The organism is Acinetobacter calcoaceticus (assembly GCF_016508255.1).
GTDB lineage: Bacteria > Pseudomonadota > Gammaproteobacteria > Pseudomonadales > Moraxellaceae > Acinetobacter > Acinetobacter calcoaceticus_E.
The window spans coordinates 635666-660197 of the sequence record NZ_JADVKT010000001.1 but is presented as its reverse complement, the minus strand read 5'-3'; the positions used below and the strand labels follow the sequence as shown (position 1 = coordinate 660197).

At 37.9% G+C, this 24532-nt stretch carries 20 protein-coding genes; 6 read left to right on the top strand and 14 right to left on the bottom strand.

Features of this window, described 5'->3' with window-relative positions:
• The first annotated feature begins 12 nt into the window (after positions 1-12).
• Positions 13-1038, top strand: coding sequence for a tRNA dihydrouridine synthase DusB (dusB, locus tag I5515_RS03075; protein WP_199964694.1), 1026 nt, complete (start codon positions 13-15; stop codon positions 1036-1038).
• A gap of 37 nt (positions 1039-1075) precedes the next feature.
• Here dusB and I5515_RS03070 read toward each other — a convergent pair whose 3' ends face one another.
• Together I5515_RS03070 and I5515_RS03065 are read right to left on the bottom strand one after the other, a co-directional pair.
• Positions 1076-2122, bottom strand: a complete 1047-nt coding sequence (locus I5515_RS03070; RefSeq protein WP_199964693.1) for an NAD(P)H-dependent flavin oxidoreductase — start codon at positions 2120-2122, stop codon at positions 1076-1078.
• Positions 2123-2236: 114 nt separating this feature from the next.
• The gene (locus tag I5515_RS03065; RefSeq protein ID WP_199964692.1) at positions 2237-2938 is read right to left on the bottom strand and encodes a VIT family protein; all 702 of its coding nucleotides are present in this window, start codon (positions 2936-2938) and stop codon (positions 2237-2239) included.
• 269 nt (positions 2939-3207) lie between these two features.
• On the opposite strand from I5515_RS03065, the gene I5515_RS03060 reads away from it, so the two are divergent.
• The gene (locus I5515_RS03060; RefSeq protein WP_199964691.1) at positions 3208-4425 is read left to right on the top strand and encodes a tetratricopeptide repeat protein; all 1218 of its coding nucleotides are present in this window, start codon (positions 3208-3210) and stop codon (positions 4423-4425) included.
• Between the two features lie 2 nt (positions 4426-4427).
• A complete protein-coding gene (gene wecB / locus I5515_RS03055) occupies positions 4428-5570 on the top strand; it encodes a non-hydrolyzing UDP-N-acetylglucosamine 2-epimerase (RefSeq protein WP_199964690.1) in 1143 nt (380 codons plus the stop codon).
• Here wecB and I5515_RS03050 read toward each other — a convergent pair.
• From I5515_RS03050 to I5515_RS03010, 9 genes are all read right to left on the bottom strand, one after another.
• Positions 5555-6475: a hypothetical protein gene (locus I5515_RS03050; protein ID WP_199964689.1), complete on the bottom strand. Its 921-nt coding sequence runs from the start codon at positions 6473-6475 to the stop codon at positions 5555-5557. The two genes, wecB and I5515_RS03050, sit on opposite strands and share 16 nt — an antisense overlap.
• A complete protein-coding gene (locus I5515_RS03045) occupies positions 6453-8297 on the bottom strand; it encodes a hypothetical protein (RefSeq protein WP_199964688.1) in 1845 nt (614 codons plus the stop codon). Before I5515_RS03045 ends, I5515_RS03050 begins: the two co-directional genes overlap by 23 nt.
• Positions 8298-9548, bottom strand: coding sequence for a glycosyltransferase family 2 protein (locus I5515_RS03040; protein ID WP_199964687.1), 1251 nt, complete (start codon positions 9546-9548; stop codon positions 8298-8300).
• Entirely contained in the window at positions 9535-10431 is an 897-nt protein-coding gene (locus tag I5515_RS03035) for a hypothetical protein (RefSeq protein WP_199964685.1), read from the bottom strand. The genes I5515_RS03040 and I5515_RS03035 overlap by 14 nt, the downstream gene beginning before the upstream one ends.
• On the bottom strand, positions 10431-11174 hold the full coding sequence (locus tag I5515_RS03030) for a hypothetical protein (RefSeq protein WP_199964684.1): 744 nt from the start codon (positions 11172-11174) through the stop codon (positions 10431-10433). Before I5515_RS03030 ends, I5515_RS03035 begins: the two co-directional genes overlap by 1 nt.
• A gap of 193 nt (positions 11175-11367) precedes the next feature.
• Positions 11368-12810 (bottom strand): cryptochrome/photolyase family protein, encoded by a 1443-nt coding sequence (locus I5515_RS03025; protein ID WP_199964683.1) that lies wholly within the window; start codon positions 12808-12810, stop codon positions 11368-11370.
• A 116-nt stretch (positions 12811-12926) separates the two neighbouring features.
• Positions 12927-13409, bottom strand: coding sequence for an FKBP-type peptidyl-prolyl cis-trans isomerase (locus tag I5515_RS03020; RefSeq protein ID WP_003650377.1), 483 nt, complete (start codon positions 13407-13409; stop codon positions 12927-12929).
• A 136-nt stretch (positions 13410-13545) separates the two neighbouring features.
• On the bottom strand, positions 13546-14832 hold the full coding sequence (locus I5515_RS03015) for an NAD(P)/FAD-dependent oxidoreductase (protein ID WP_199964682.1): 1287 nt from the start codon (positions 14830-14832) through the stop codon (positions 13546-13548).
• A gap of 99 nt (positions 14833-14931) precedes the next feature.
• On the bottom strand, positions 14932-16251 hold the full coding sequence (locus tag I5515_RS03010) for a D-alanyl-D-alanine carboxypeptidase PBP6B (RefSeq protein ID WP_199964681.1): 1320 nt from the start codon (positions 16249-16251) through the stop codon (positions 14932-14934).
• Positions 16252-16421: 170 nt separating this feature from the next.
• Between I5515_RS03010 and I5515_RS03005 the strand changes: the two genes are divergently transcribed.
• Together I5515_RS03005 and I5515_RS03000 are read left to right on the top strand one after the other, a co-directional pair.
• Positions 16422-18134: a M61 family metallopeptidase gene (locus tag I5515_RS03005; protein ID WP_199964680.1), complete on the top strand. Its 1713-nt coding sequence runs from the start codon at positions 16422-16424 to the stop codon at positions 18132-18134.
• A gap of 396 nt (positions 18135-18530) precedes the next feature.
• Positions 18531-20768, top strand: coding sequence for an NADP-dependent isocitrate dehydrogenase (locus tag I5515_RS03000; RefSeq protein ID WP_199964679.1), 2238 nt, complete (start codon positions 18531-18533; stop codon positions 20766-20768).
• A gap of 117 nt (positions 20769-20885) precedes the next feature.
• Here the strand turns inward: I5515_RS03000 and I5515_RS02995 are convergent, their stop codons facing one another.
• Complete coding sequence (locus I5515_RS02995) at positions 20886-21674, bottom strand: rRNA large subunit pseudouridine synthase E (RefSeq protein WP_199964677.1); 789 nt, start codon at positions 21672-21674, stop codon at positions 20886-20888.
• 197 nt (positions 21675-21871) lie between these two features.
• Between I5515_RS02995 and icd the strand changes: the two genes are divergently transcribed.
• Entirely contained in the window at positions 21872-23128 is a 1257-nt protein-coding gene (gene icd, locus I5515_RS02990) for an NADP-dependent isocitrate dehydrogenase (RefSeq protein ID WP_199964676.1), read from the top strand.
• A 43-nt stretch (positions 23129-23171) separates the two neighbouring features.
• On the opposite strand, the gene I5515_RS17475 is transcribed toward icd, so the two are convergent.
• Both I5515_RS17475 and I5515_RS02985 read right to left on the bottom strand, forming a co-directional pair.
• Positions 23172-23297 carry a hypothetical protein gene (locus tag I5515_RS17475; protein WP_227562610.1) on the bottom strand — a complete coding sequence of 42 codons (126 nt, stop codon included), beginning with the start codon at positions 23295-23297 and terminating at the stop codon, positions 23172-23174.
• On the bottom strand, positions 23294-24472 hold the full coding sequence (locus tag I5515_RS02985) for a YbfB/YjiJ family MFS transporter (protein ID WP_199964675.1): 1179 nt from the start codon (positions 24470-24472) through the stop codon (positions 23294-23296). The genes I5515_RS17475 and I5515_RS02985 overlap by 4 nt, the downstream gene beginning before the upstream one ends.
• Positions 24473-24532: the final 60 nt, after the last annotated feature.

The window sequence follows — 24532 nt, the reverse complement described above, 5'->3', positions numbered from 1 at the left end:
GTATGAATATATATGTATATTGGTCCCTATCAACTGTCAAATAATTTAATCGTTGCTCCTATGGCTGGCGTAACAGACCGCCCATTTAGAACGCTCTGCAAGTATTTTGGCGCAGGTCATGCAGTGAGCGAAATGATGACTGCCGATAAGACTTTGCGGATGAGTAAGAAAAGCCTCTATCGTGCAAATTTTGATGGCGAACTCGCACCGATTTCTGCACAAATTGCAGGTTCTGATCCTGAGCAGTTAGCAGAGGCTGCACGTTATCAAGTGGCAAATGGCGCACAAATTGTTGATATTAATATGGGATGTCCTGCTAAAAAAGTATGTAATAAACTCGCAGGTTCAGCACTATTACAAGATGAAGACTTGGTGGCACGAATTCTTGATGCGGTGGTCGCTGCTGTTGATGTTCCTGTTACGTTAAAAACCCGTTTAGGATTTTTAAATGGACACGAAAATATTTTAAGAGTAGCAAAAAGAGCAGAAGAAGCGGGAATTGCTGCATTAGCCTTACACGGCCGGACGCGTGAAGACATGTATTTAAATACAGCACGTTATGATTTGATAAAACATGTTAAAGAATTAATCAATATTCCACTTATTGCGAACGGTGATATAGATAGTCCTGAAAAAGCAAAATATGTGCTGGATTACACTGGAGCAGATGCAATTATGATTGGCCGCGCAGCTCAGGGCCGTCCGTGGATTTTTCGTGAAATTTCTCATTATTTAAAAACTGGAGAGCACTTAGCGGCGCCTAATATTGAAGAAGTTAAGCACGTGCTACTTGGGCATTTATCAGAGCTTTATCAATTTTATGGGGAATATTCTGGATGTCGTATTGCTCGTAAGCACATCGCTTGGTACACCAAAGGCTTACGTTCGAGCAATGAATTTCGCCAAAATATGTATAAAGTTGAAAGTACTGCTGAGCAAGCATTGGTGGTTGAGAGTTATTTCAATCAATTATTAGCTGAAGGCAATTTGATGAGTGATGTGCAAGTCGAGCAAGTTAACTTATTGCAGACGCATTAAATAAAAAAGCCAGTCATAAGACTGGCTTTTTTATACTTTAGTCATCATCTAGCATTTCTACAACTAGTTGGTTAACTAGATCGGCAGCATCTAATTCTCTTATTTGCGATACGTTGCTACCTGCCCAAAACGCGCCAAAACCATAGTCCTGATGTTTGCTTGCAATTGTATTTAACTGTTTCGCTAAATCATAAGCATATGGATATTCTGGTTGAGGAGGGCGATTAGGTAAGTCAATTTGTGTATGCCAGTGGTTGAGTAGGCCGCGGGCCGGACGACCAGAAAGGCTTGCACTAATTTGTGTTACTGGTTCATTAAATAAAGCTTTACGGTATTCAGTAGATGCATTGGATGTGAGGCATTGAACAAATGCTGTTCCAAGTTGAACAGCAGAGGCTCCTAAGCTCAACATATGTCTGGCTTGCGATCCATTCATAATACCACCAGCAGCGACTACAGGTGGTTTGCAGTGTTTTACAATCAGTTGTACTAAATCACTTGTTTTGATGGCTGCATCAAAAGTTTTATTAAAGATTCCTCGGTGGCCACCTGCTTCAATACCTTGAGCAATAATAATATCTATGCCGGCGGCTTCGATTGCTTGTGCTTCAACTAAATTAGTTGCAGAAACCATCGTTAGAATTCCAGCATCTTTTAACGCTTGAATTTGATGAGGATGAGGAATTCCAAAATGAAAACTAATTGCTTTGGGTTTTGTTTCTAATACCACATTTAAAAAGTCATCATTATCAAGAAAACTTGGATAAATACAGTTTAATGTTTGTGGAGGTTTTACGCCGAATTTTTCGAATTGTGGTCGTAAATATTCAATCCATTGGTTCGATGTTTGAGGGTTCAATTGTTCAGGTTGATGGCAGAAAAAATTAACCTGAAATGGATTTTCGGTTAGCGTTTGTGTTTTTAAAATTTGTTCTCGGGCACTTTGCGCCGTGTTTGCACCCAATCCTAAAGACCCGAGTCCACCTTGATTAGAAACTTCGGCAGCAAGTTCGGGCGTAGATACGCCTGCCATTGGTGCAAGAAAAATAGGATGTTTTATTTCAAGTTGTTGTAACAGGGTCATTTTATTCACCTCATTTCTTTCTCTTCACCATAACGTGAAATCAGAACCTAGAGCAAATAATATTGGCTATTTCGTTTTTAAATACTTTAGCTAATATCCTTTAAAACCTATTTTTTATAAAGGAGTCACATTAAATAAAGAACCGATCCAGCTTGCAAAAGCCATTGCTAAAATTCCCCATAACGTAATACGTAAACTACCTTTGATTTTAGATGTACCTGCAAAATAACTAGAAAGTGCACCTAAGATAGCCAGTGCTGCAATACCCGTAATAAGTACACTTGGTGTAATTAGATGTTCTGGGCTAAATAAGATGGCAAGCATTGGGAGAAATGCCCCAAATGAAAATGAAGCCGCCGAAGAAAGTGCTGCTTGAATAGGATTGGCTGCGGTATTTTCATGGATACCGATTTCGTCTCGAGCATGAGCACCTAAAGCATCATGAGTTGTCAGCTGCAAAGCAACTTCTTGAGCTAACTCTTTAGATAGGCCTCTAGAAATATAAATATGAGTTAATTCATCTAATTCTTTCTGAGGATGTTTTGAAAGTTCTTTTGCTTCAATAGCTAGATCTGCTTTTTCAATATCTTCTTGAGATTTTACTGAAATATATTCTCCGGCAGCCATCGAGGTTGCGCCTGAGATTAATCCAGCTATACATGTAATTAATAGAGTGTGTGAGCTGGCTCCACTTGCTGCCATGCCCATAATTAAGCTAGTGACGGAAATAATTCCATCATTAGCCCCTAATACTGAAGCTCTTAACCAACCTGAACGGTGAATTGCATGATGCTCTGTATGATGTGGAAAAGCCATGTGTTTTACCTAGTGGTGGTTATAAATTTTTATCTTATCCTATAAGATTATTTACAATAATACGATTAAAAAATGTGTCATTATAGGAAAAACAATCAGATAAATACTTTTAAAACAAAATATAAACAAGAGAGGAAATGAATCAATGATAGAACATGCCAGCTTGCATAACATAAATAGGTTAATTGATTAATTTAATTATTATATTGATTGAATTTTAACTGTATTTTCCGAATAGTTTTATCCACTTTTTTACTCTAGAGGTCTCAATGAATAGCAAAACAATAAAATCTCTAACCCGTTCGTTTATCGTTATCGGTTCGATGTGTCCTGCTCTGGGTTTAATCACTATTGAGACTACCTTTGCCCAAGAGAATGTGAGTCAAGAATATAAACCCGGAAACCCGATTTATGATAAGTGGGATCAATTTTATAAAATAGAAAAAACGCAACCTGAGAATGCCGAAAAAATATTACTAGAACTTGGTGAGATGACACCCACAGATATTAAAGTCTGGAAAAGTTTAACCTACTTACAAATTAGGATAGGAAAGCAAGATGCTGCTTTGCAAAGTTTAAGGAAAGCGGAGGCTTTAGAGCCGACAGATGACACATTGAAACTACAAGAAGCATATCTGCTTAATTCGCAGAAAAAAAATAAAGAAGCTTTAGTGATTTTTAAAGATCTTACTCAGTCAAAAGATACAGATATCGCTAATAAAGCAACTCAGGCGGTTAAAAATTTAAGCGGGGGTGAAGTTAAGCCATATTTTGGTGATATTTATTTTGCACCATCTTATGAGTCACGTTATGACGATGTTATTTTTCCTTTAAAAGTTCGGTACGGTAAAAATATCGACAATGGACGGGCTCAAGTCTACGGCTTTCTTAATTTAAACCGCGATACTAAATCTCAAGGTGGGGTGCGACCTGAAATTATTGATGAAAATGCTGTAACGCTAGGAGTAGGTGCAAATTATCAACCGTGGACTTCAATTCCTGTCCGAGCTTATGTCGAAGTTGGTGGAAGTTATGACTTGATTGATAGAAATCGGAAAAAATTTCGTGAAAGTGTAGTTGGTGGTGTTACTGGTTATCAAGAGTGGAATTCACAAAATAATTGCGATACCGCGCTATGTTTCAATAATTATTTCAGTGATTTATATGGGAATGTGGCAACTTATTCGAGAGAAGATTATAACGTCATTGGCGATTTGCGCTTACGTACAGGTTTAAATGTCTATAAAGGTGAAACAGGAACTGTTCAGGCATATTTAAAACTCCATGGATTGGCCGACAGCAAAGATGAATATTACAATAATTTATTTGAATATGGCCCCGGCATTTCATGGCAGCCTTTTAATTATCAACCTATAAAATTACGTGTTGAACGTCTATATGGCAATTATTTTAAAGATGTGCCAGTAAATACGAAAGATCATTACAACAATACTCGTGTGGAACTTGTTTTTTATAAGGATTTCTAAGAATGAAGAAAATTTTTATATCTATTGTGTTTGGTACTCGACCTGAATTAATTAAATTAGCCCCTGTTATTTTATTGGCAAAACAAGATCCGCGTTTTGAGGTTGAAGTTATTTTTACTGGGCAACATGATGAATTGGTAAGAGATGCGATAGATTTCTTTAACGTTGAAATTGATCATCGTCTTAAAATTATGAATGCTGGACAAAGTCTTAATCAGCTATTAATACATGGTTTAAGCCAACTTGAACATGTATACACTGATGGGAAAAAAAGAGATGCTATTGTTATCCAAGGTGATACGACCACCGTACTAGCAGCTGGTTTGGTCGCATTTTCAATGAAAATTCCTGTAGCTCATGTAGAGGCAGGTTTACGTTCTTATGATTTAGATCACCCTTTTCCTGAAGAAGGTAATCGTCAGTTAGTTTCCCGTATTACAAAATGGCATTTTGCCCCAACAGAACAATCAAAAAAGAATTTATTAAATGAACAGATACCTTCAGATTTAATTACCGTAACAGGTAATACCGTTGTAGATGCAGTCTACCTTGGACGAAAACTTATTTCTGAAAGGGCAGAGTTAATAAATCAATTAGAAAAACATGGAATTCAATTAAAGCAAGAAGATCAGGTTGTTTTAATTACAGCACATCGTCGTGAAAACTTTGGTGAGGGCATTCAAAACATTTGTAATGCTGTTGAATATCTAGCTCAACAGCATCCTTCGCTACATTTTGTTTGGCCGGTACATTTAAATCCGGCTGTACATGATGTTGTGCATGGTAGGTTTAAAGACCACGCTCAAATCCATCTCGTTAAACCGTTAGACTACCCAAGTTTATTGGCTGTCATAGATAGATCGATATTTATTTTAACGGATTCGGGTGGTTTACAAGAAGAGAGTCCGTCGTTTAATAAACCTGTTCTAATCTTGCGAGATACAACTGAACGCCCTGAGGTTGTTGATGTGGGCGCAGGAGTTTTAGTGGGTACAAATCAGCAAAAAATTATTGAAGAAGCTGAGAAATTACTTACCAATCAGCAGCATTATGACAAAATGGCGCATGTAGAAAATCCATTTGGTGATGGGCTGGCGGCTCAGCGTATTCTTGACCAAATTGCTAAATCTTATGGCGTTGCATAATTTTTACTAAACGATTTGTTCTCACTTATGGTGCTAGGAATACCACCATAAGTGAGTCGATACCACAAGCTAACAATATTGACTGACCAACGGCTCATATAATGAGGCCCATCAAAAATATAGACAGTTTTGCCTTCATATGCTTTCAATTGGGAAATAATTTCCCAAGGATAGGCAGCCCTGAATTTTCCATTCTTTTTAATTCTAAAAGCTTCTAATACGATAATTACTTTATCTTTGCCAAGTTTTTGTTCAAGTTGATTTAAAATATTTTTCGCTTGTTCAGGAGATCGTACGCCTACACCTACGCCATCTTGAAAAAACACTCCGGCATGTTCGGGTAACCAGCTTTTGACCCATAAATCATAATGTTCAGGCTCACTTTCACCACTATAAATGCTTACCCACACAGGTGCTGGAAGTTTTGCCAAAACCTGACCTAAAGCACTTACTCTTAACCACGTTGGATCTGCTTCGACAGGAAAGTAATATCCTTTAGGAGGGCTCTTTTGTTCTTGGATAATTTGGGCAGATTTTTCACCTAACTCAATGACGTTTGCTCGTGCATTAGGTTCATTATATTCACCTGCTAGGCCTAATATCAGATTTTTAGCCCATGGCTCTTGTTTAATTTTTTCTAAGTTAATGGCTTTTTCCCATTGTGGAAGATTTGATTCTTTCCACCATGATTTAGACTCAACCACAGACCATTGGGGCACAAAAGTATTAACACCTAAATAGTGCCAGTTCCCTTTTGGTGGGGTAGTGTCATTATCGGGTTGCCAGAAAATACCCTCAATATGCGGGGCTTGTTCTTGATGTCTAAACAACCCCGCGCCAGCCATGACACTACATATTATTAAAATAATAAAAGTAGTTATTTTAATTGGTATCTGTTTTTTCATTATTCCGTCTTAACCAGTACCACAAAAAGATAATTATTATCATAATTGCAGAGATAATCACAACTAATAAGAAGAAAGAGGATTGTTGTACTAAAGGTGCTTTTTGATTTCCGACAATGAGTTTTTGTAAAACATAAATATTTCCATTTTCTGAAACCAACATTTTTGTCACGTTATTTGGAATTTTATGCTGTATTTTTTCCCAAAGATGCATGAAGCTTTGCGCGCCACCTTCTGAGTCGGTAATCACATCAAAACGGTTATTGTTATAACTGACAATAAAACCATTAACTGCAGCAGGTGCATAAATAATATCTTGATGCATTAACACTTGCTGTTTATAAATATCTTTATTGACCCGAACATTTATTGATTGAGGTGCATTAGGTGAGTAACGTACAAGGTTCAGGGGAATAGGGGCGTCTGTTAACAACATTTTTTTAGCAACTTGGCCCAAAATAATAGCAATATTTAAAGCACCAGACTGATCATCAATCGCAATGGTGGGAGTAGTTGCTAAAGTCATGGAAATTGCAGCTACTCCATTTTTGAGTTTATGCGGTAGTTTTAAAGTAGATTTCGCCGTATCAATCCAGAGTGAACCATGAGCATTCGGTAGACACTGAGAATTAGCAATGACCGAATTCTCAAGCTTTAAACTAAAATTGGTTGTATTTGAAATAGCTTTTGCAAAAATATTGAATTGTCGATTTACAGGGTCTGAAGCAAGGTCAGCTGTTTTCATACTTCCCGCTAACCCGCCATCAATCCAAGCTGTAATATTCGAACCTTGTAGTAGACCACTTTGAATACGAAGTGCAATTTGTCCTTGTAAAATATCGGTTGGTTGCCATACCGATGGGAAGTCAAGAAATAAGTTTTTTTCAGCGTGGTTCAATCTAAAATCATCAATTCCTAAGTCTGCAAGAGTCTCGATTTTTTTAAATTGAGCCCACGCTGGGTTTGAAATAGTCGTTGGGAAAATTGCACTTCCTGTATTAAGTTGCTGTACATAAGAAGGATTAATTAATCCATTTATGGCAGCAGTGAGTTCTTCAGGTGTGTGATAAGTAATTGAAAGAGTGGCTACGCCATCTGCTGGTTTTGCAATTTGTACTAATGCTCCCCCTTTGAGTGGCGTAGCTGAGCGAATCACTTCAATAATAAAATTTGTTTCAGGGTTTAAGTTGGTTTGACCTGAATCAACCCATTCAATTGGCGTTATTGAGGTCCATGAACTTGCTAATCTAGCCAGCATGGAAGCTTCTACAATCTCTTTACGGTTATATTTTAAAATACCAACAAATGGAGTAGGCCGTCTCGCTTGTGGATTAGCTAAAGCATCTGGTAAGTCTTTTAAACGGTATTCATTACGAATAGGCGTAAAATCGAGTTGAGAATTACTTAAATAAGTTAAGTGATCAATATCTTCAGAACAAAAAGAATCCTTAGTTTGATTCAGAGTGGTGGGTTTTGCATATTGTTGAATAATAAAATCTAAACGATGAAAGCCACTCTGACTTGCTGGGATATCAAATTTGAATTGACCGTCCCCGCTCAGCGTAGTGTTATAAATGAGTTTATCATCATATTTTACCAGTAAAGTTGTATCACTTTCAGTGGAATAATCACTTGAAAACTGAATGTTTTGCCACTGAGCACCTTTTCCAATATAGAAAAAATGGGGCTCGACCGTATATTTAGTGGAGGTACTAATATCGTCGAGTTTCCATGTGTACGCATGAGCAGACATGGCGAGCATAAGACTGGTGCTGGCAAGGAGCACTTGAGCTGTTTTGTAAAGATCAAAAGTCTTTTTCATTTATTTTTTCTCCTTGCTACGTTCCGTTTTGTACCATTGAAGGGAGTTGCCCTGTATTTTATTTTTAAGCATGTCATATGCCGCTTTAAATACAATAAATAGAAATATTTGTGAGTAAGTTACATAAGATAAAACAGAGTAAAAATAGAGTTCTGGTTTGGCCCTTTCTAAAGATAAGGTAAACCACATTTGTGCAACGTACAGGCAAAACGAGAGGCCCCACAATAATGTGAACGGACCAGGAACTGAGATACCTGCAATACCGAGTAACCCAAGGGCTAAAGTAATATGACTCCAGAGTAATGCGGGTACGAAAAGTACGTAGCACATAATGTTATTCAGAATTTCAATTCCGATAGGAAAAGGTGTTCTTAACGCTACAGGTAAATATTTACGAGTCACATAAAAATTACCTTGAGTCCAACGTGAGCGCTGTTTAATAAATACACTCAAAGATGGTGGATCTTGCTGCCAACCAATTGCGTAGGGTACCCATTTAATTCGTTTTTGGCCGATAAAAATCCGGAAGCTCATTTCAGTGTCATCGACCAATGATTTCTCATCAAAACCACCTAAGGTTTCTAATGCATCACGCCAAATGACATAGTTGGTACCCATCAATGTCGATAGTTGGAAACGTTGCCAGCGGCCGCCTTGAAATATCCATTGGAAAAAGATGAACTCAATGGCAATAAAGCGAGTCAAAATACTATCTTGCCAATTACGAGTCCTGACTTTGCCATTTACAGCCACTAATTTTTTATCGGCAATTAGCGTTTGAGCTAAGAGACGTACACAATCAGGCTCAGGTGTACTATCTGCATCATAAACAACAATGAGTTCACCTTTGGCATGGGGTAAGCCATTATTAAGCGTTCTAGATTTACCTTTGCCTCCCATTCCTTTAGGAACATTGACAATTTTTATGCAAGGATAAATCTGCGCTAGATTTTCGGCAATTTCTAGGGTGTTATCTTTAGAACCATCATTAATGAGCAAAACTTCATATGCTTCGGCTGGATAATCCTGCTGAGCGATTGCATGTAACGTATCTTCAATCACTACGCCTTCATTATAGGCAGGAATCAAAACACTCAAAACAGGCCATCTATCTGGCACAGGAAGGTTCTGCAACTCTTTTTCTGCTGTTTTTGAATATTTCCAAGCTTGATAACTTAACCAAGCCCAAAATGCTTGTGGAATCCAGATTCCCAAAAAACCAAATAGGAAGAGAATATCAATGGGAGCCATTTGATTTAACCCTCCTAATAATAGACGAGATCAGCAATAACAATAAAATCACTCCGATTACCAAGGAGATCCATGAAATATAGCTGCCGAAGGTACCAAGAAGGTCAGGATAGGTACTGGTTAAAATCAAATCGAGTGGTACTACGACTGTGCTTAAAGCAATAAAGATGTATCCAATAAAACTAGTTTTTACATGTTCGGGCGTACTTATATAATTGATATGATTAAATCGCCATGATATTCCGAGTTGAGGGTATCGAATATTTGTGGTTGGTAAATCAGCAGGAGGATTGATAATAATTTCATAACCTGAAATATGACCATTAAAACTTTTAGCTGAATAAAATAAGTGCTGCTTTTGTTTGATCTCTCTAGAGGGCAGAGGAAGTTCCGGTGGATTAAATTGAACAATATAGCTGCCGGCAGTTTGTGAAATTAAGTTTTCATCCCAACCTGTCGAAACAAAAGCAGCCATAGGCCGTAAACCAATAGCAGTCGAAAATGTAGCTTTGGCCGCAAAATATTGGGGTTGTTCCGATTTAAAATGTGCAATGGGAATAGCACCTTGGCTGACTGCTTCTTTTAATAAGAAATAATGAGAAAAGCTAAAAACTTCATCCGGTAATATGATGCCGGGCTTTATCCCTTTATGAATAAGCCTTTGAAAACTATCTGAATTGATTTGGTCAATTGTAAAAATAGGCCACCATGTGTCTTGATATGGGAAAAACATGGAAAGATCATTAACACTTTGAACTTCGGTTTTTGTTTGTTCAGATTTAATTTCACAATGATAATATTGACGATAGAATTGTTGTAAAGTGCCATCTGGATATTGACTAGAGGCAATAATAATTCCACAAATATTAAGAAGATTAGACATTAAGTAATCTCCTCTTCAGGCGGAATCTGAATAATTTTATATTTTACATCAAGCCGTAAGGTCATAATTTCTTTTAATTTTTTAATAAAGTCAGGTTCTTCTTCCGTTTTGTTCTTACGAAGAACAATGCTGTATATCGTTTCTAGATCATCATCGGCAAATTGGAAAATAATTTCTTGAGGCTGATGCTGGCTCAAAATTTTGATCATGTCATTTTGAGTGGTTTTCCATACATCATCACCTAACATTTCTTTGATTAAGCTTCGATTGAGAACTCTAATTTCAAAAACTTCATAGTCTTGTATGTGATGATGATCGAGAAGTTTAAAGAAGCTACGTTGAAAATACTTTAGTGCGCTAAGTGGGAAAATATCACGACGATAGTTACGGTCATAACTTTGAATATCACGGTATTTTTGGACATTAATTTCAATATTGTGGCGTACAGCACTAAGAAAAAGCGGAATCAGGGGAATAATAAAAAGTAAAAGAAGCTGACGTTCAATGTGTGTCTGTGCACCTAAGTCGAGTAGAAAATATACTGCAACACCTATAAAAGCGAGTAAACCAACAATTAAAGAGGCACCAACTTCTAAAAAAGCACCACAAATTAAAAGAATGAGGATAAAAATCCAGCTTCCTCTAAAACTCACAGGCAACCACTCATATGCCACCATACCCATAAATAGATGAGCTGCAATAATCCATAAGACGAGTGTTCTACCTGGGTTCTTTTGTTGCATGCGAGCTCTGGCTACCTTTTTTTGTAATGTTAATTTTTATACTTTTCTAATGAACTGTGATGTTTTTTGAATTTATTGTTGTGTTTGTCCTTTTATAAATCCCTTTATAATCATTTTTAGAGTAAAGTCACAATATAGTCAAATTTCTCGTTTTTTTTTAATCAAAAATAAACACAAAAGACAGAAGTGGCGTCTAAAGATTCTTGAATGTTTCAATTGCGTTGATACGCGTTTCTTTTAAATCAACAATTGGCTTTGGATAATTCAATTGAAGATTAGTTTTGGTTGAGTAGGGTTCATGAATCATTTTATTGTCTAGATGAGCTAATTCATCCACCCATTGACGAATATAGTCTCCATTTGGGTCAAATTTCTTAGATTGAGCAATAGGGTTAAAAATTCTGAAATAGGGTACAGCATCAGTTCCTGTGGATGCACACCATTGCCAGCCACCATTATTCGCAGCTAAATCACCATCGATTAAGTGTTCCATAAACCATTGTTCACCAACTCGCCAATCGATGAGTAGGTTTTTACACAAAAACATAGCGGTAATCATGCGGACACGATTATGCATCCATCCTGTTTTTTGTAGCTGGCGCATGCCCGCATCAATAATCGGTATGCCTGTTTGGCCATTTTGCCATGCGACCAAATGCTCTTGATTATTTTCCCACTTAATATTTTGAGTATTTTGCTTAAAAGGAAAGTGCTTAGAGACATGCGGGAAATCAAATAAAATATGTTGATAGAATTCGCGCCAAAGTAATTCATCTAACCATGTTTGCTGGCCCTCGTTTGACAGATGAAAGTTGCCATGTTCAGCACGAAAGAGAGCCTGTAAACATTGGCGAATAGATAAAATTCCAAGATTTAAATAAGGAGAAAGTTGGCTAGTACCTTTTAAATTTGGAAAATCACGTTCTAATTTATAAGTAGATAAATGATCTTCAATAAATAAATCGAGCTGCTCCAGAGCAAAATCTTCTCCGAAAGGCCATAAGTCTTGTTGCTCTTTCGAAATTGATGAGTCAAAAAAAGCTTCAATATCTTCTAGATCTAAACTTTTTATAGTTGAATAAGACTCTGGATAGGTATTTTGTTTCTCAGGAATTGGATAGCACTGGGGCAAGCCACTTATATCTAGTTTCGAGTAACAAGCTTTTTTGAATGCACTGAAAACTTGATACGGTTGCCGTGACTGATTACGAATGGAACGTAAAGGGAAAATCGTGCGGTCATGAAATAAAAAAAGCTCTTTACTCTGTTGATTTAAAGCTTGTTGTACAATTTTATCTCTTTTCAACTCATTCACACCTACTTCTATATTTGAGTAAACATTTTCGATATTGAGTTGTTGAGCGAGCTTAGAAATATAGTCTGCAATATCTTTCCAGTAGGGAATGACTTGAATGATAAGTGGAATATTAAGCTGTTCTAATTCTTTTTTGAGTTGTTGAAGCTGGCGTAAATAGAAATTAATTTTTATAGGCGCATCGTGATGTATTTTCCATTGTTCAGGCGACAAAATAATTAACCCAATCGAAGGGCCTTGTTGGCAGGCATGCCATAATGCAGCATGATCCCGAACTCTCAAATCCTGACGAAACCAAATAAGCTGATTTACGCTTGACATGAAAGATACCTTTATAAAGTTGAGTGAGTTAGATTTTTGTTATCAAGATATTATATAAAATAAAGACATAAAAAAAGCAAAGCCGAAGCTTTGCTCTTATCATCTTTACAGATGCATTAGTGGTGATGACCACCCGCACCGTGTACGTGACCGTGATCTAATTCTTCTTCAGAAGCTTCACGGATTTCTACGATTTCAACTTCAAAAGTTAAATCTTGACCAGCAAGTGGGAAGTTAGCATCAACAACAATGTTGTCGCCTTCAACCGCTTTAACAGTTACGATCTGTACGCCGTCGTCTGTTTGCGCTTGGAATTGCATACCAGGTTGAATGTTCTCAACACCTTGGAACATTTGAGCTGGAACTTCTTGAACTAGATCTGGGTTATATTCGCCATAACCTTCAGCTGCTGGTACGTTAACAGTAAATTTTTCACCAACAGTTTTACCTGTTAATGCATTTTCTAAACCAGGAATGATATTGCCTGCACCGTGCAAATAGGCAAGTGGTTCACCTTGAGATTGATCAAGTGTTTCACCCTCAGCGTTTGTTAATTTGTAGTGGAATGAAACCACGTGGTTATTTGCAATAGCAGTCATGTTTTTGATCCATTCAATCAATTAAAGCGTACATCATAAAGTGAAAAATAAATTTTGTAGACTACAAAATTTGAATCTTTAACACTTTTATATAATGCGTTTTTATCTAAATAGGGATGAACTTAAAAAATTCAACTCAATATAGTTTAATTTTTGGACGTACACGTCTTGTAAGTAAATCTTTCATTGTGAGTAGTCCAGCCTGGGTGTACCCGTGAATCGTTGCTTGATGTAAACGATATAAAGATACGTACATTGTTTTGGCAATATATCCTTGCACACTTACATCGCCAAGTAATTCTCCAACGGCTTTATTACGGCTTAAAGACACAAGCGAACCTTTGTCGTTAAAGGTAAACATGGGTTGTGATCGGCCATTAAGTCGAGCAGCCATAGCATCGACTAAAAAGCTCGCTTGTTGGCTTGCAACTTGAGCACGCGGGCCAAGTGGAGGATGTCTTGCATCAAGTTGGCAACGGGCACAATCACCAAAAGCAAATACATTTGGGTCGGAATAGGTTTGTAATGTTGCGTAGACCATCAGGCGGTTAATATTGTCGCGTTCAAAATCAGTAAAGCTTTCTAAAACTTTTGGTGCTTTTACACCAGCAGCCCAGACGGTAATATCACTTTTTAATTGATCACCATTACCAAAATAGATGGAATGCTCATCAATTTTTTCAACGCGATGTTTTGTTAAAACTTCAATGCCCATTTTTTTGAGCTGTTTTGCACTATGCTCAGCCGTTTTTTCACTTAGAGCAGGTAAAATGCGCTCAGAAGCCTCAATTAGGGTAATTTTAACTTGGTTGGGATGAATCTTTTTTAAACCATATCGATAAAAGTTTTTAGTCGTTTCAATGAGTTCGGCAGCAAGTTCTACACCTGTTGCACCAGCTCCAACAATCCCGATATTTAACGTACGTTGATCAGGTTGGTTTTGAGCTTCAATGTATAGATGCAATAAATCTTGCTGGAAGACATCAGCCTGTTTACGACTGTCGAGGAAATGGCAGTTTTCACGCACGCCTGCTGTATTAAAGTCATTTGACACAGAACCAAGCGCTAAAATAAGCGTGTCGTAACTCAATTGCTGAATATTGGTATTTTGTTCTTTAGAAACCTGCGGCGGAATTAAATCAATGAATTTTTTATCTTTATTAACTCCAACTAATGTTCCTAACACAAACTCATAGTGATGTTTTTCTGCATGAGCAAAATAGTTAGTCTGTTCTTCATGCGGATTTAAAGAACCTGCTGCAATTTCATGAAGCAGGGGTTTCCAGATATGAGTAAGATTTTGATCAACTAATGTAATTTTAGCCTTATTATTTTTTCCATAGGTTTCGCCGAGTTGAGTAGCCAGTTCTAAACCGCCAGCTCCACCACCAACGATAACAATATGATGTAATTCTTGGGCCATTTTTATCACCTAATTATTTTTCTATAAAAAAAAGATGGCTGAATTATGCCATCTTTTATATGTAAAATTTATTGTGCCTCTGTGCACAATTTGATGTTTTTAATGCGAATCTACAGGGTAGAGTTTTGCTGCGCTGTGTTCACTTGATGAAAAAATAGAGAAGAGGCTAGAAAACCACATTATGATTTTTTGGAAAATATTAGCTTCTTCAATACGTACGTTATCTTCAATTTGAAGACTACGAATAAGCTGGTTGTTTTGATAAATAGATACTGTCGCCAAACTCATCACTTTTGTTAATGGTGCAGTTAATTGCTTTTCATTTAATTCAATATTTACACGTGTTTGAGTATTTTCTAACGGAGCAATAACATTTGGTTGCAGGTTGTTATCAAGTACTTGAACGCGCTGAGTCACATTATCAAAGGTGTTGAGATCAATTGGGGTCGGTTCAGCATATAAAGAGGTGGTCACAATCGTTGGTTGTTTAGTTTCAACCTTAAACATTTTAAGCGTTGATTTTATAACAGGGAGCTCAGCAATGAGTTTTTGCTGAGGAATGATGACTTCATCGCGTGTATAAGCATAAGCAAGATTCATTAACTTATCTGCAATTTCTGCACGTTTAACCGCACTTGGTGTACCTAAAACGATCACCAATAAACGTCTTTGAGCTAAGTCAGATGAAAATGAAGGACGTGAAGCTGTTAATGCCAAATTATAACCCGCTGCTTTAGTGTAACCAGTTTTTAAGCCGTCAACAGATGGGTCATATTTCAATGCAAGGTTAGTCGCATGGTGAAAGCGTTGATTGTAGCTAAAGCTTGGCATTTTTGAATAATGCAAATATTCAGGAGTTTGTTTAATTAAAGCCTGACCCAATAAGCTAAGATCATGTGCTGTTGTGTAATGGTCAGGCATTGTAATTCCGGGAGGATTACTAAAATGGGTGTCTTTCATACCCAAAGCCTGAGCTTCTTGATTCATACGTTGTACAAAGTGCGGAACATCACCAGAAATTTTTTCAGCTAAAGTCACAGCTGCATCATTAGCAGACATCACAATTAAACCAGCTAATAGCTGATCAACCGAGATCTGTTCGCCAGCTTTGAGATACATTTGAGATTCATCCCATTGCACTACACTAACTACAGGTGTTGCAGTAATGATTTCATCTTTTTTCAGCTTTCCAGCTTTAATCTCTTTTAAGGCAATATAAGCAACCATCATTTTGGTTAAAGATGCTGGTGCGCGTTGCACATGACTATTATGCTCAGCAATGATTTGACCCGATTGAGTATCTACAATAGTCCATGCTGCGGCTTCAACACTTTCAGGTGCAATATTGAGTAAAGCGGCATTGGTTAGGGTAGTGCAGAAAATACTGAACAGGGTAAAAAGAGATAGAAAAAATTTCACGGATGACCTTAACTTTTACTGGCAAATACGGGACACAGATGCACAGCATGCTATGCCTTTTTTTAGTCGAAGGCTAGTGGGAATTGTTGTCAAAAAATACATCTACGCAAGACGATACAAAAAAGTGATAATCTAATGTGAAGCCGTTCTTATTTTAAATTGAAGAATTTATGTTGCATTATCAAATTGAGTTCGATGATTACAAACAGCACCTTGTTCACGTAACAATTCGTTTTTTAGCCAATCCGAATCAGGAACTTTGGCTACCAACGTGGATTCCGGGTAGTTATCTAATTCGAGAGTTCTCAAAACATATTGAATCCGTTAAAGCTTATGATGAAGCTGGACGTATGCTCGATATTAAAAAAACCAGCAAAAATCGCTGGCGTTTATTTAATACAGACCATGAGTTAATGACGCTTGAATATGATGTCTATGCATATGATTTATCTGTACGTGGTGCTTATGTAGACCAGACGCGTTTATATATTAATCCAGCCTGTGTATGTTTGGCTCTGGAAGGACAGGAACAATCTGCTTGTGAGTTGGAAATTTTCTTGCCAGATGAGTTAAAGCATTTTCAGTTAGCGACTGGTTTAAGCTCAAAGAGTTTGGTTAAAGGCCGTTTTACCTTAAAAGCAGATCATTACGACCAGCTTATTGATAGCCCATTTGAGTTGGCTGATCAAACGCGCTTTAGTTTTGAAACACAAGGTATTGAACATGAGTTCGTAATTTCTGGTCAACACAATACCAATCTTGATCGCTTAAAAGCCGATATTGAAAAGATTTGTGCGACTGAAATAAATATGTTCGGTTCAGCACCATTTAAAAACTATACCTTTATGACCATGGCAACAGGGAGTACGTATGGTGGATTAGAGCATTGCAATAGCACAAGCCTTATTACACCACGTGATGATTTGCCAAAATCGAATGAGCCGGCTGAACCTTCTAAAGATTATCAACGTTTCTTAGGATTATGCAGTCATGAATATTTTCATTCATGGTTAGTGAAGTTTATCCGTCCAGAAAACTTTGCAAATTATGATTTGCATCAAGAAAGTTACACCTCTTTGCTGTGGATATTTGAAGGTTTTACTTCATATTATGATGACTTAATTTTATTGCGTAGCGGTGTGATTTCTCAAAAGTCTTATTTGGATTTGTTGAAATCACAAATTGATCGCTATTTACAAAATCCGGGTCGCTTGATCCAGTCTGTTTCTGAATCCAGTTTTGATGCTTGGATCAAATTTTATCGTCAAGATGAAAATTCAAATAACGCAGGCACTAGTTACTACAATAAGGGTGCTTTGGTTGCGTTGTGCCTAGATCTAGGTTTACGTCTACGTGGTTCTAGTCTTGATGATTTAATGCGTCGATTATATGAAAATACTCAAAATGGCGTTCAAGTAAATGAGCGAACCATTTTTGATTTATGTAAAGAGTTGACAGGTGATAACTGGGTTGAACAAATTAATCATTTGATTAATACGACCGATGAATTGCCGCTTGATCAGCTGTTTCCTGAGTTTGGCTTAAGCTATAGAGTTAAAACTGACAAATCTTTGCCATTAGGCTTAAAACTTGTTGATAAACCAGAAGGTGTACTGGTACAGAGTGCTCGCCGTGATAGCGTTGGAGCAAAAGCAGGTATTTCTGCCAATGATGTGATTATTGCAATTGATGGTTTAAAAGCATCCACTAAGCTTATCGAGAAGTATGCAAAACTGGATGGTATTTATACTGTATTTGCTTTCCGTCGCGACGAGTTAATATCTTTTGAAGTTGAGTGTGCTACATCTGATTTAACCGAAGTTGAGCTTGTGGTTGAAGATCAGGCTAAAACTGAAAAATGGTTAGTTAAAAGCTTAGATTAACGCTAATAAATAGTTTATAAAAAACCGATGTTTTGCACATCGGTTTTTATTTTTAAGTCCTTCTAAATGGTGAAATCCGTTTTACCTTTGAGTTTATTTTGAATGAAAAGTATAATAATTGTCAGAACACTGAAAGATATCTCATGTATTTTAATGATGTTTAATGTCTAAAAAGTGATCTGAATGTGCGTATTACAATGAGTTAGATATTAGAAACTTATCTAAAGATTTGAATTATGTATTATTTCGCTACGAAATGTCGTTATCACTGGATATTTCGTTGACTGGAAGACAATGAGAGCCGATACTCTCAGGGTTTTATTTAAGCATATCGGTTCGTAGGCTCTGGGCCAAAAGCTCGGTCCTCAACACTCAATCAAACGGAAGGGGCTATATATGGCTGGTGAAAAGTCAACTATTATTTACACACTGACTGACGAGGCGCCACTATTGGCGACCTATTCGCTACTGCCGATCATTGAGACCTTTACTAAGCCAGCTGGCATCGAGATTATTAAAAGTGACATCTCTGTAGCTGCACGTGTGCTCGCAGAATTCGCTGATTACCTAAGTGAAGAGCAAAAGGTATCCGACAACCTTGCAGAGCTAGGTCGTCTTACACAAGATCCAGATACTAACATTATCAAACTACCGAATATCAGTGCGTCTGTTGCGCAATTAACTGCATGTATCAAAGAGCTTCAATCAAAAGGTTATGCAATTCCTGATTATCCGGAAAATCCTGTAACTGAAGAAGAAAAATCAATTAAAGCTCGTTATGGCAAGTGCCTTGGTTCAGCAGTAAACCCTGTCCTTCGTGAGGGTAACTCTGATCGTCGTGCTCCAGCAGCAGTTAAAAATTACGCAAAAAAACACCCTCATTCAATGAGCGAGTGGAAACAGTGGTCACAAACTCATGTTTCACATATGGAAGAAGGTGACTTCTACCATGGCGAAAAGTCAATGACACTTGATCGCGCACGTAATGTGAAAATGGAACTCATTACAACTAGTGGTAAGAGCATCGTGCTTAAGCCAAAAGTTGCGCTACAAGACGGCGAAATCATTGATTCAATGTTCATGAGCAAGAAAGCACTTTGTGATTTCTATGAAAAAGAACTTGATGACTGTAAAGAAGCGGGCATTTTGTTCTCTTTACACGTAAAAGCGACAATGATGAAAGTTTCACACCCGATCGTTTTCGGTCACTGTGTGAAAATCTATTACAAAGAAGCTTTTGAAAAACACGGTAAGTTATTTGACGAATTAGGCATTAACGTAAATAACGGTATGGCTGGGTTATACGAGAAAATCGAAACTCTTCCAACGTCATTACGTGAAGAAATCATTGAAGATTTACATGCATGTCAAGAACACCGTCCTGCACTTGCAATGGTTGATTCAGCAAAAGGCATCACAAACTTCCACTCACCTAACGACATCATCGTTGACGCTTCTATGCCTGCAATGATCCGTGCTGGTGGTAAAATGTGGGGTGCCGATGGTAAGCAATATGATGCTAAAGCTGTTATGCCAGAATCAACATTTGCCCGTATTTACCAAGAAATGATCAACTTCTGTAAGTGGCATGGTAACTTCGATCCGAAGACTATGGGTACTGTACCGAACGTTGGTTTGATGGCTCAAAAAGCTGAAGAATACGGTTCTCATGACAAGACTTTTGAAATTTCAGAAGCTGGTATTGCAAACATTACCGATCTTGACACTGGTGAAGTGTTATTGACTCAAAATGTTGAAGAAGGCGATATCTGGCGTATGTGTCAGGTTAAAGATGCTCCGATTCGTGACTGGGTTAAACTTGCAGTAACTCGTGCACGTAACTCAGGCATGCCTGCGATCTTCTGGCTTGACCCGTACCGTCCACACGAAAATGAATTGATCAAGAAAGTACAAACGTATTTAAAAGATCATGACACAAACGGCCTAGATATCCAGATTATGTCTCAAGTACGTGCAATGCGTTACACACTTGAGCGTGTAGTACGTGGTCTAGATACTATTTCTGTGACTGGTAACATTTTACGTGACTACTTAACTGACTTGTTCCCGATTATGGAACTTGGTACTTCTGCAAAAATGTTATCTATTGTTCCGCTTATGGCGGGTGGTGGTATGTACGAGACAGGTGCGGGTGGTTCAGCGCCAAAACACGTACAGCAACTTGTTGAAGAAAACCACTTACGTTGGGATTCGCTTGGTGAGTTCCTTGCTCTAGCAGCTTCTTTAGAAGAAATGGGTATTAAAGAAAATAATGCTCGTGCTAAGTTACTTGCGAAGACGCTTGATGAAGCGACTGACAAGTTACTTGATAACGGCAAGTCTCCATCACGCCGTACGGGTGAAATTGACAACCGTGGTAGCCATTTCTACTTGTCACTTTACTGGGCTGAAGCGCTTGCTGCACAGAGCGAAGATGCTGAGTTAAAAGCTAAATTTGCTCCTCTTGCAAAAACTTTAGCTGAACAAGAACCGAAAATTGTTGCTGAACTTGCTCAAGTACAAGGTAAACCAGCTGACATCGGTGGTTACTATGCAATTGATAAAGCAAAAGTAGATGCTGTAATGCGTCCAAGTGCTACATTTAATGCAGCTCTTGCAACTGTTGAAGCTTAATTACTAACTCGTTAGTAAATAGCTAAAAAGCCGGTGTATAAACACCGGCTTTTTTACGCTTATAAAAATAAAAGTCATTAAAAAAGCCCACCTAGGTGAGCTTTGAAAATTTACATCTTATCGATCATTACGGCCACGACCACGTGGTGCTTTCGCATTTGGACGAGTTGTACCATTGGTTTTACGACGTGGTTTTTCACTTTCATCCATCTGCCAGATACGTTTTGTACCAGACTTCTTTGTAGAACCATCTTTATTCTTACGAACCATTGGTTTACCGCCAGTACCACCTGGTTTCTTCACATATGAACGTGAACGATAAGGTTCTTCAGCAGGAACATCTTTAAAGTCAGGGTAAAGCAAAGGCTCAATTTCTTTCACATCCCCAGGTTTTAAGCCGAGTTGGACTAAATCAATTGAACCAATTTTAGTACGAATTAAACGTAAGGTTGGAAAACCAACCGCAGAAGTCATACGACGAACTTGACGGTTACGGCCTTCGCAAATTGAGATTTCGATCCAAGATGTTGGAATATTTGCACGAAAACGTACAGGTGGGTTACGTTCCCATAACCACTCTGGTTCACTTACTTTAATGGCTGTTGCAGGAAGCGTCATACCATCATTAAGTTCTACACCTTTACGAAGCTGTTCAAGAGCTTCTTCAGTCACATCGCCATCAACTTGAACTAAATACGTTTTGTATTTCTTATTTGCAGGGTTAGTAATGAACTGATTCAAGCCACCATGATCAGTTAAAAAAACTAAACCCTCAGAGTCCATATCAAGACGGCCTGCCAAACGCAAAGTCGGGTCATCAACAAAGTCAGAGACGGTCATATGCGCTTCGTCTTTACGAAACTGGGAGAGAACGTCATAAGGTTTGTTGAGAATGACAATTTTCATAAAAAATGACTTCTTCTTTCAAATAACTAGAGAAAACATTGAGGTTTATTTAAGTGAGAAATTTTATTATTTCTCATATAAATCCCAAAAATGATTAAATTCAATTAAGCTATTATGCGTTAAGAAGAGTTGAAAGTATTGTGTATCGATAATTATTTTTGGTTAATTAAGTATTATAAAAAGGGAGAATTCACATAATGGGTTATCAGAAGATCGTGGTTCCTGCAGATGGCGACAAAATTAAAGTAAATGCAGACCTGTCACTGAATGTACCAAATCATCCAATTATTCCTTTTATTGAGGGTGATGGTATTGGTGTGGATATTACGCCAACCATGAAAGCAGTCGTAGATGCTGCGATTTTAAAAGCATATGGTGGCAAGCGTTCGATCGAATGGATGGAAGTGTATTGCGGCGAAAAAGCAAATAAAATTTATGGCAACTATATGCCAGAAGAAACTTTTGAAGCACTTAGAGAGTTCGTTGTATCAATCAAAGGTCCTTTAACGACACCGGTGGGTGGGGGTATTCGTTCACTCAACGTTGCCTTACGCCAAGAATTAGATTTATATGTTTGCGTTCGCCCAGTACGTTGGTTTAAAGGCGTTCCTTCACCAGTTCAACACCCAGAATTAACTGACATGGTAATTTTTCGTGAGAACTCGGAAGATATCTATGCAGGGATTGAATGGAAAGCCGATTCTGAAGAAGCTAAAAAAGTAATTAGATTTCTTCAAGAAGAAATGGGTGTTACAAAAATCCGTTTCCCTGAAGGATGTGGTATTGGAATTAAACCTGTATCGAAAGAAGGTTCGCAGCGTTTAGTCCGTAAAGCCATTCAGTTTGCAATTGAAAATGACAAACCATCGGTAACCCTTGTTCATAAGGGTAATATCATGAAATATACCGAAGGGGCGTTTAAAGAATGGGGGTATGAGTTAGCGCTAGATCGATTCGGTGGCGAACTGATTGATGGCGGCCCATGGGTTAAAATTAAAAACCCTAGAACTGGTAAAAACATCATCATTAAAGATGTGATTGCAGATGCTTTTTTACAACAGATCCTGATGCGTCCTGCTGACTACTCAGTGATTGCAACGCTTAATTTAAATGGCGATTATATTTCTGATGCCTTGGCAGCGGAAGTAGGCGGAATCGGTATTGCGCCCGGTGCAAATATTGGTGGGGCAATAGCAGTTTATGAAGCAACGCATGGTACGGCACCTAAATATGCCGGACAAGATAAAGTAAACCCGGGTTCTATCATTCTATCTGCGGAAATGATGCTTCGAGATATGGGATGGATAGAAGCTGCTGATTTGATCATTAAAGGGATTTCGGGAGCGATTGCCGCTAAAACCGTAACTTACGATTTTGAACGTTTAATGCCGGGTGCAACCTTGCTACGTTGCTCTGAATTTGGTGATGCAATTATTAAACACATGGACGATTAAATAAATCTGCCATGAGAAAGCCCCTCAATAATCGGGGCTTTTTTTATTGCATAAATTCAGGATATTTTGCGGGTTTTGGAAGTTCGATTTTCTTTTGATAACTCTGGTCTAGGGCCTGAACAACGAGAACAAAAGCAATTAAAAAAAGGGGCAAGAACAGAGTTTTCATGATTCGGTTTCTCCGAGAGTTGAGATGTAGGAAGGGCGTACGGGAAATAAAAGGCAAATCGCAAGAAATAGGACGATTCCACCTAAAAGAAAGAGATGTGCGTAAGACCAATGCAAATGATGCAAAGTACTAATGACCACGCCACCTAAAAGCTGAGTGCTAGCAAACCCAATTGTGGCGAGGCTCCATAGCTTTTGATAACGCTGCTCATAAATCTGTAGCAGAATATAAGAGCTAATAAACACCGTTGCAGGAGTGAGTAATCCAGTAAGAAAGGAAGACAACGCGAGCAAAGACGTGGTCTGGGAAAAGAAAGGTAAAACAACAGCGAGACAATAAATGGCATATAACCATTTAATGGTTTGTAAATACCCGATTATTCGGCTCAAGCAGTAAGCGACAAATGCACCAATGCAGCTTCCTACTCCATAGAGAACCCAAAATAAATTCCTTTGCTGTAATGGAAAATGTAGGGTTCCTGATAAGTAATCCATCCAGAATAATGAGTGCGGAATATAAGCAAAAGCACTACACATATAGGCAATAATAATGACCAGACCCAAACGTGATTTTTGTGAGGTTTGTAAAGTTATCGATTGCGATTTAATAATCTGAGCAGTATTAAGGCTTAATAATTGATAAAGAGTTAAGCTTCCTAATAGAGAAAGTCCTGCCAAAATCTCCCAGACATATTGGACAGACATGTTTTTAAGTACAGGAATAATGATGGTCTCAGATAACACGCCTACACCAATCCCGCTAAATCCTAAAAAATTAACTTTCAGTCTTTGATGAGTCGCAATATTTTTCATGGCAAAGCTTGGAGCCAAAATCATGAGTAGGCCGCCTGCAATACCCGAAATGGTGCGCCAGAAAATGAACCAAACTAATGGCATTTGAGTGAAAGCACAGCATAGTAGACTTAAACTGCCTACGACTGCCGACCCAACAATAATCGAAGCAATAGATTTTTCTTTAATGCGAAAGAGTGCCCATAACGCACCGAGAAGATAGCCTAATAAATTTGCACTACCTAAGAAACTCGCGAAATCATGGGGCCAGTGATATTGCTCGATCATCATTGGCATGAGCGCAGTATAGGAAAATCTGAATACTCCAATACCTAAACAAGTCGCTAAAAAGACAAGCAGGCTCATTCGATAAAATGTAGACATGAGAAAGCACTCAATTTTTTTATTATTAAAAGCGAGTTTATTCATCTTTAAAAATGATTT

Coding starts and splice junctions, on each gene's coding strand:
- dusB (WP_199964694.1), top strand. CDS start 13: ATGTATATTGGTCCCTATCAACTGTCAAATAATTTAATCGTTGCTCCT.
- I5515_RS03070 (WP_199964693.1), bottom strand. CDS start 2,122: ATGACCCTGTTACAACAACTTGAAATAAAACATCCTATTTTTCTTGCA.
- I5515_RS03065 (WP_199964692.1), bottom strand. CDS start 2,938: ATGGCTTTTCCACATCATACAGAGCATCATGCAATTCACCGTTCAGGT.
- I5515_RS03060 (WP_199964691.1), top strand. CDS start 3,208: ATGAATAGCAAAACAATAAAATCTCTAACCCGTTCGTTTATCGTTATC.
- wecB (WP_199964690.1), top strand. CDS start 4,428: ATGAAGAAAATTTTTATATCTATTGTGTTTGGTACTCGACCTGAATTA.
- I5515_RS03050 (WP_199964689.1), bottom strand. CDS start 6,475: ATGAAAAAACAGATACCAATTAAAATAACTACTTTTATTATTTTAATA.
- I5515_RS03045 (WP_199964688.1), bottom strand. CDS start 8,297: ATGAAAAAGACTTTTGATCTTTACAAAACAGCTCAAGTGCTCCTTGCC.
- I5515_RS03040 (WP_199964687.1), bottom strand. CDS start 9,548: ATGGCTCCCATTGATATTCTCTTCCTATTTGGTTTTTTGGGAATCTGG.
- I5515_RS03035 (WP_199964685.1), bottom strand. CDS start 10,431: ATGTCTAATCTTCTTAATATTTGTGGAATTATTATTGCCTCTAGTCAA.
- I5515_RS03030 (WP_199964684.1), bottom strand. CDS start 11,174: ATGCAACAAAAGAACCCAGGTAGAACACTCGTCTTATGGATTATTGCA.
- I5515_RS03025 (WP_199964683.1), bottom strand. CDS start 12,810: ATGTCAAGCGTAAATCAGCTTATTTGGTTTCGTCAGGATTTGAGAGTT.
- I5515_RS03020 (WP_003650377.1), bottom strand. CDS start 13,409: ATGACTGCTATTGCAAATAACCACGTGGTTTCATTCCACTACAAATTA.
- I5515_RS03015 (WP_199964682.1), bottom strand. CDS start 14,832: ATGGCCCAAGAATTACATCATATTGTTATCGTTGGTGGTGGAGCTGGC.
- I5515_RS03005 (WP_199964680.1), top strand. CDS start 16,422: ATGTTGCATTATCAAATTGAGTTCGATGATTACAAACAGCACCTTGTT.
- I5515_RS03000 (WP_199964679.1), top strand. CDS start 18,531: ATGGCTGGTGAAAAGTCAACTATTATTTACACACTGACTGACGAGGCG.
- I5515_RS02995 (WP_199964677.1), bottom strand. CDS start 21,674: ATGAAAATTGTCATTCTCAACAAACCTTATGACGTTCTCTCCCAGTTT.
- icd (WP_199964676.1), top strand. CDS start 21,872: ATGGGTTATCAGAAGATCGTGGTTCCTGCAGATGGCGACAAAATTAAA.
- I5515_RS17475 (WP_227562610.1), bottom strand. CDS start 23,297: ATGAAAACTCTGTTCTTGCCCCTTTTTTTAATTGCTTTTGTTCTCGTT.
- I5515_RS02985 (WP_199964675.1), bottom strand. CDS start 24,472: ATGTCTACATTTTATCGAATGAGCCTGCTTGTCTTTTTAGCGACTTGT.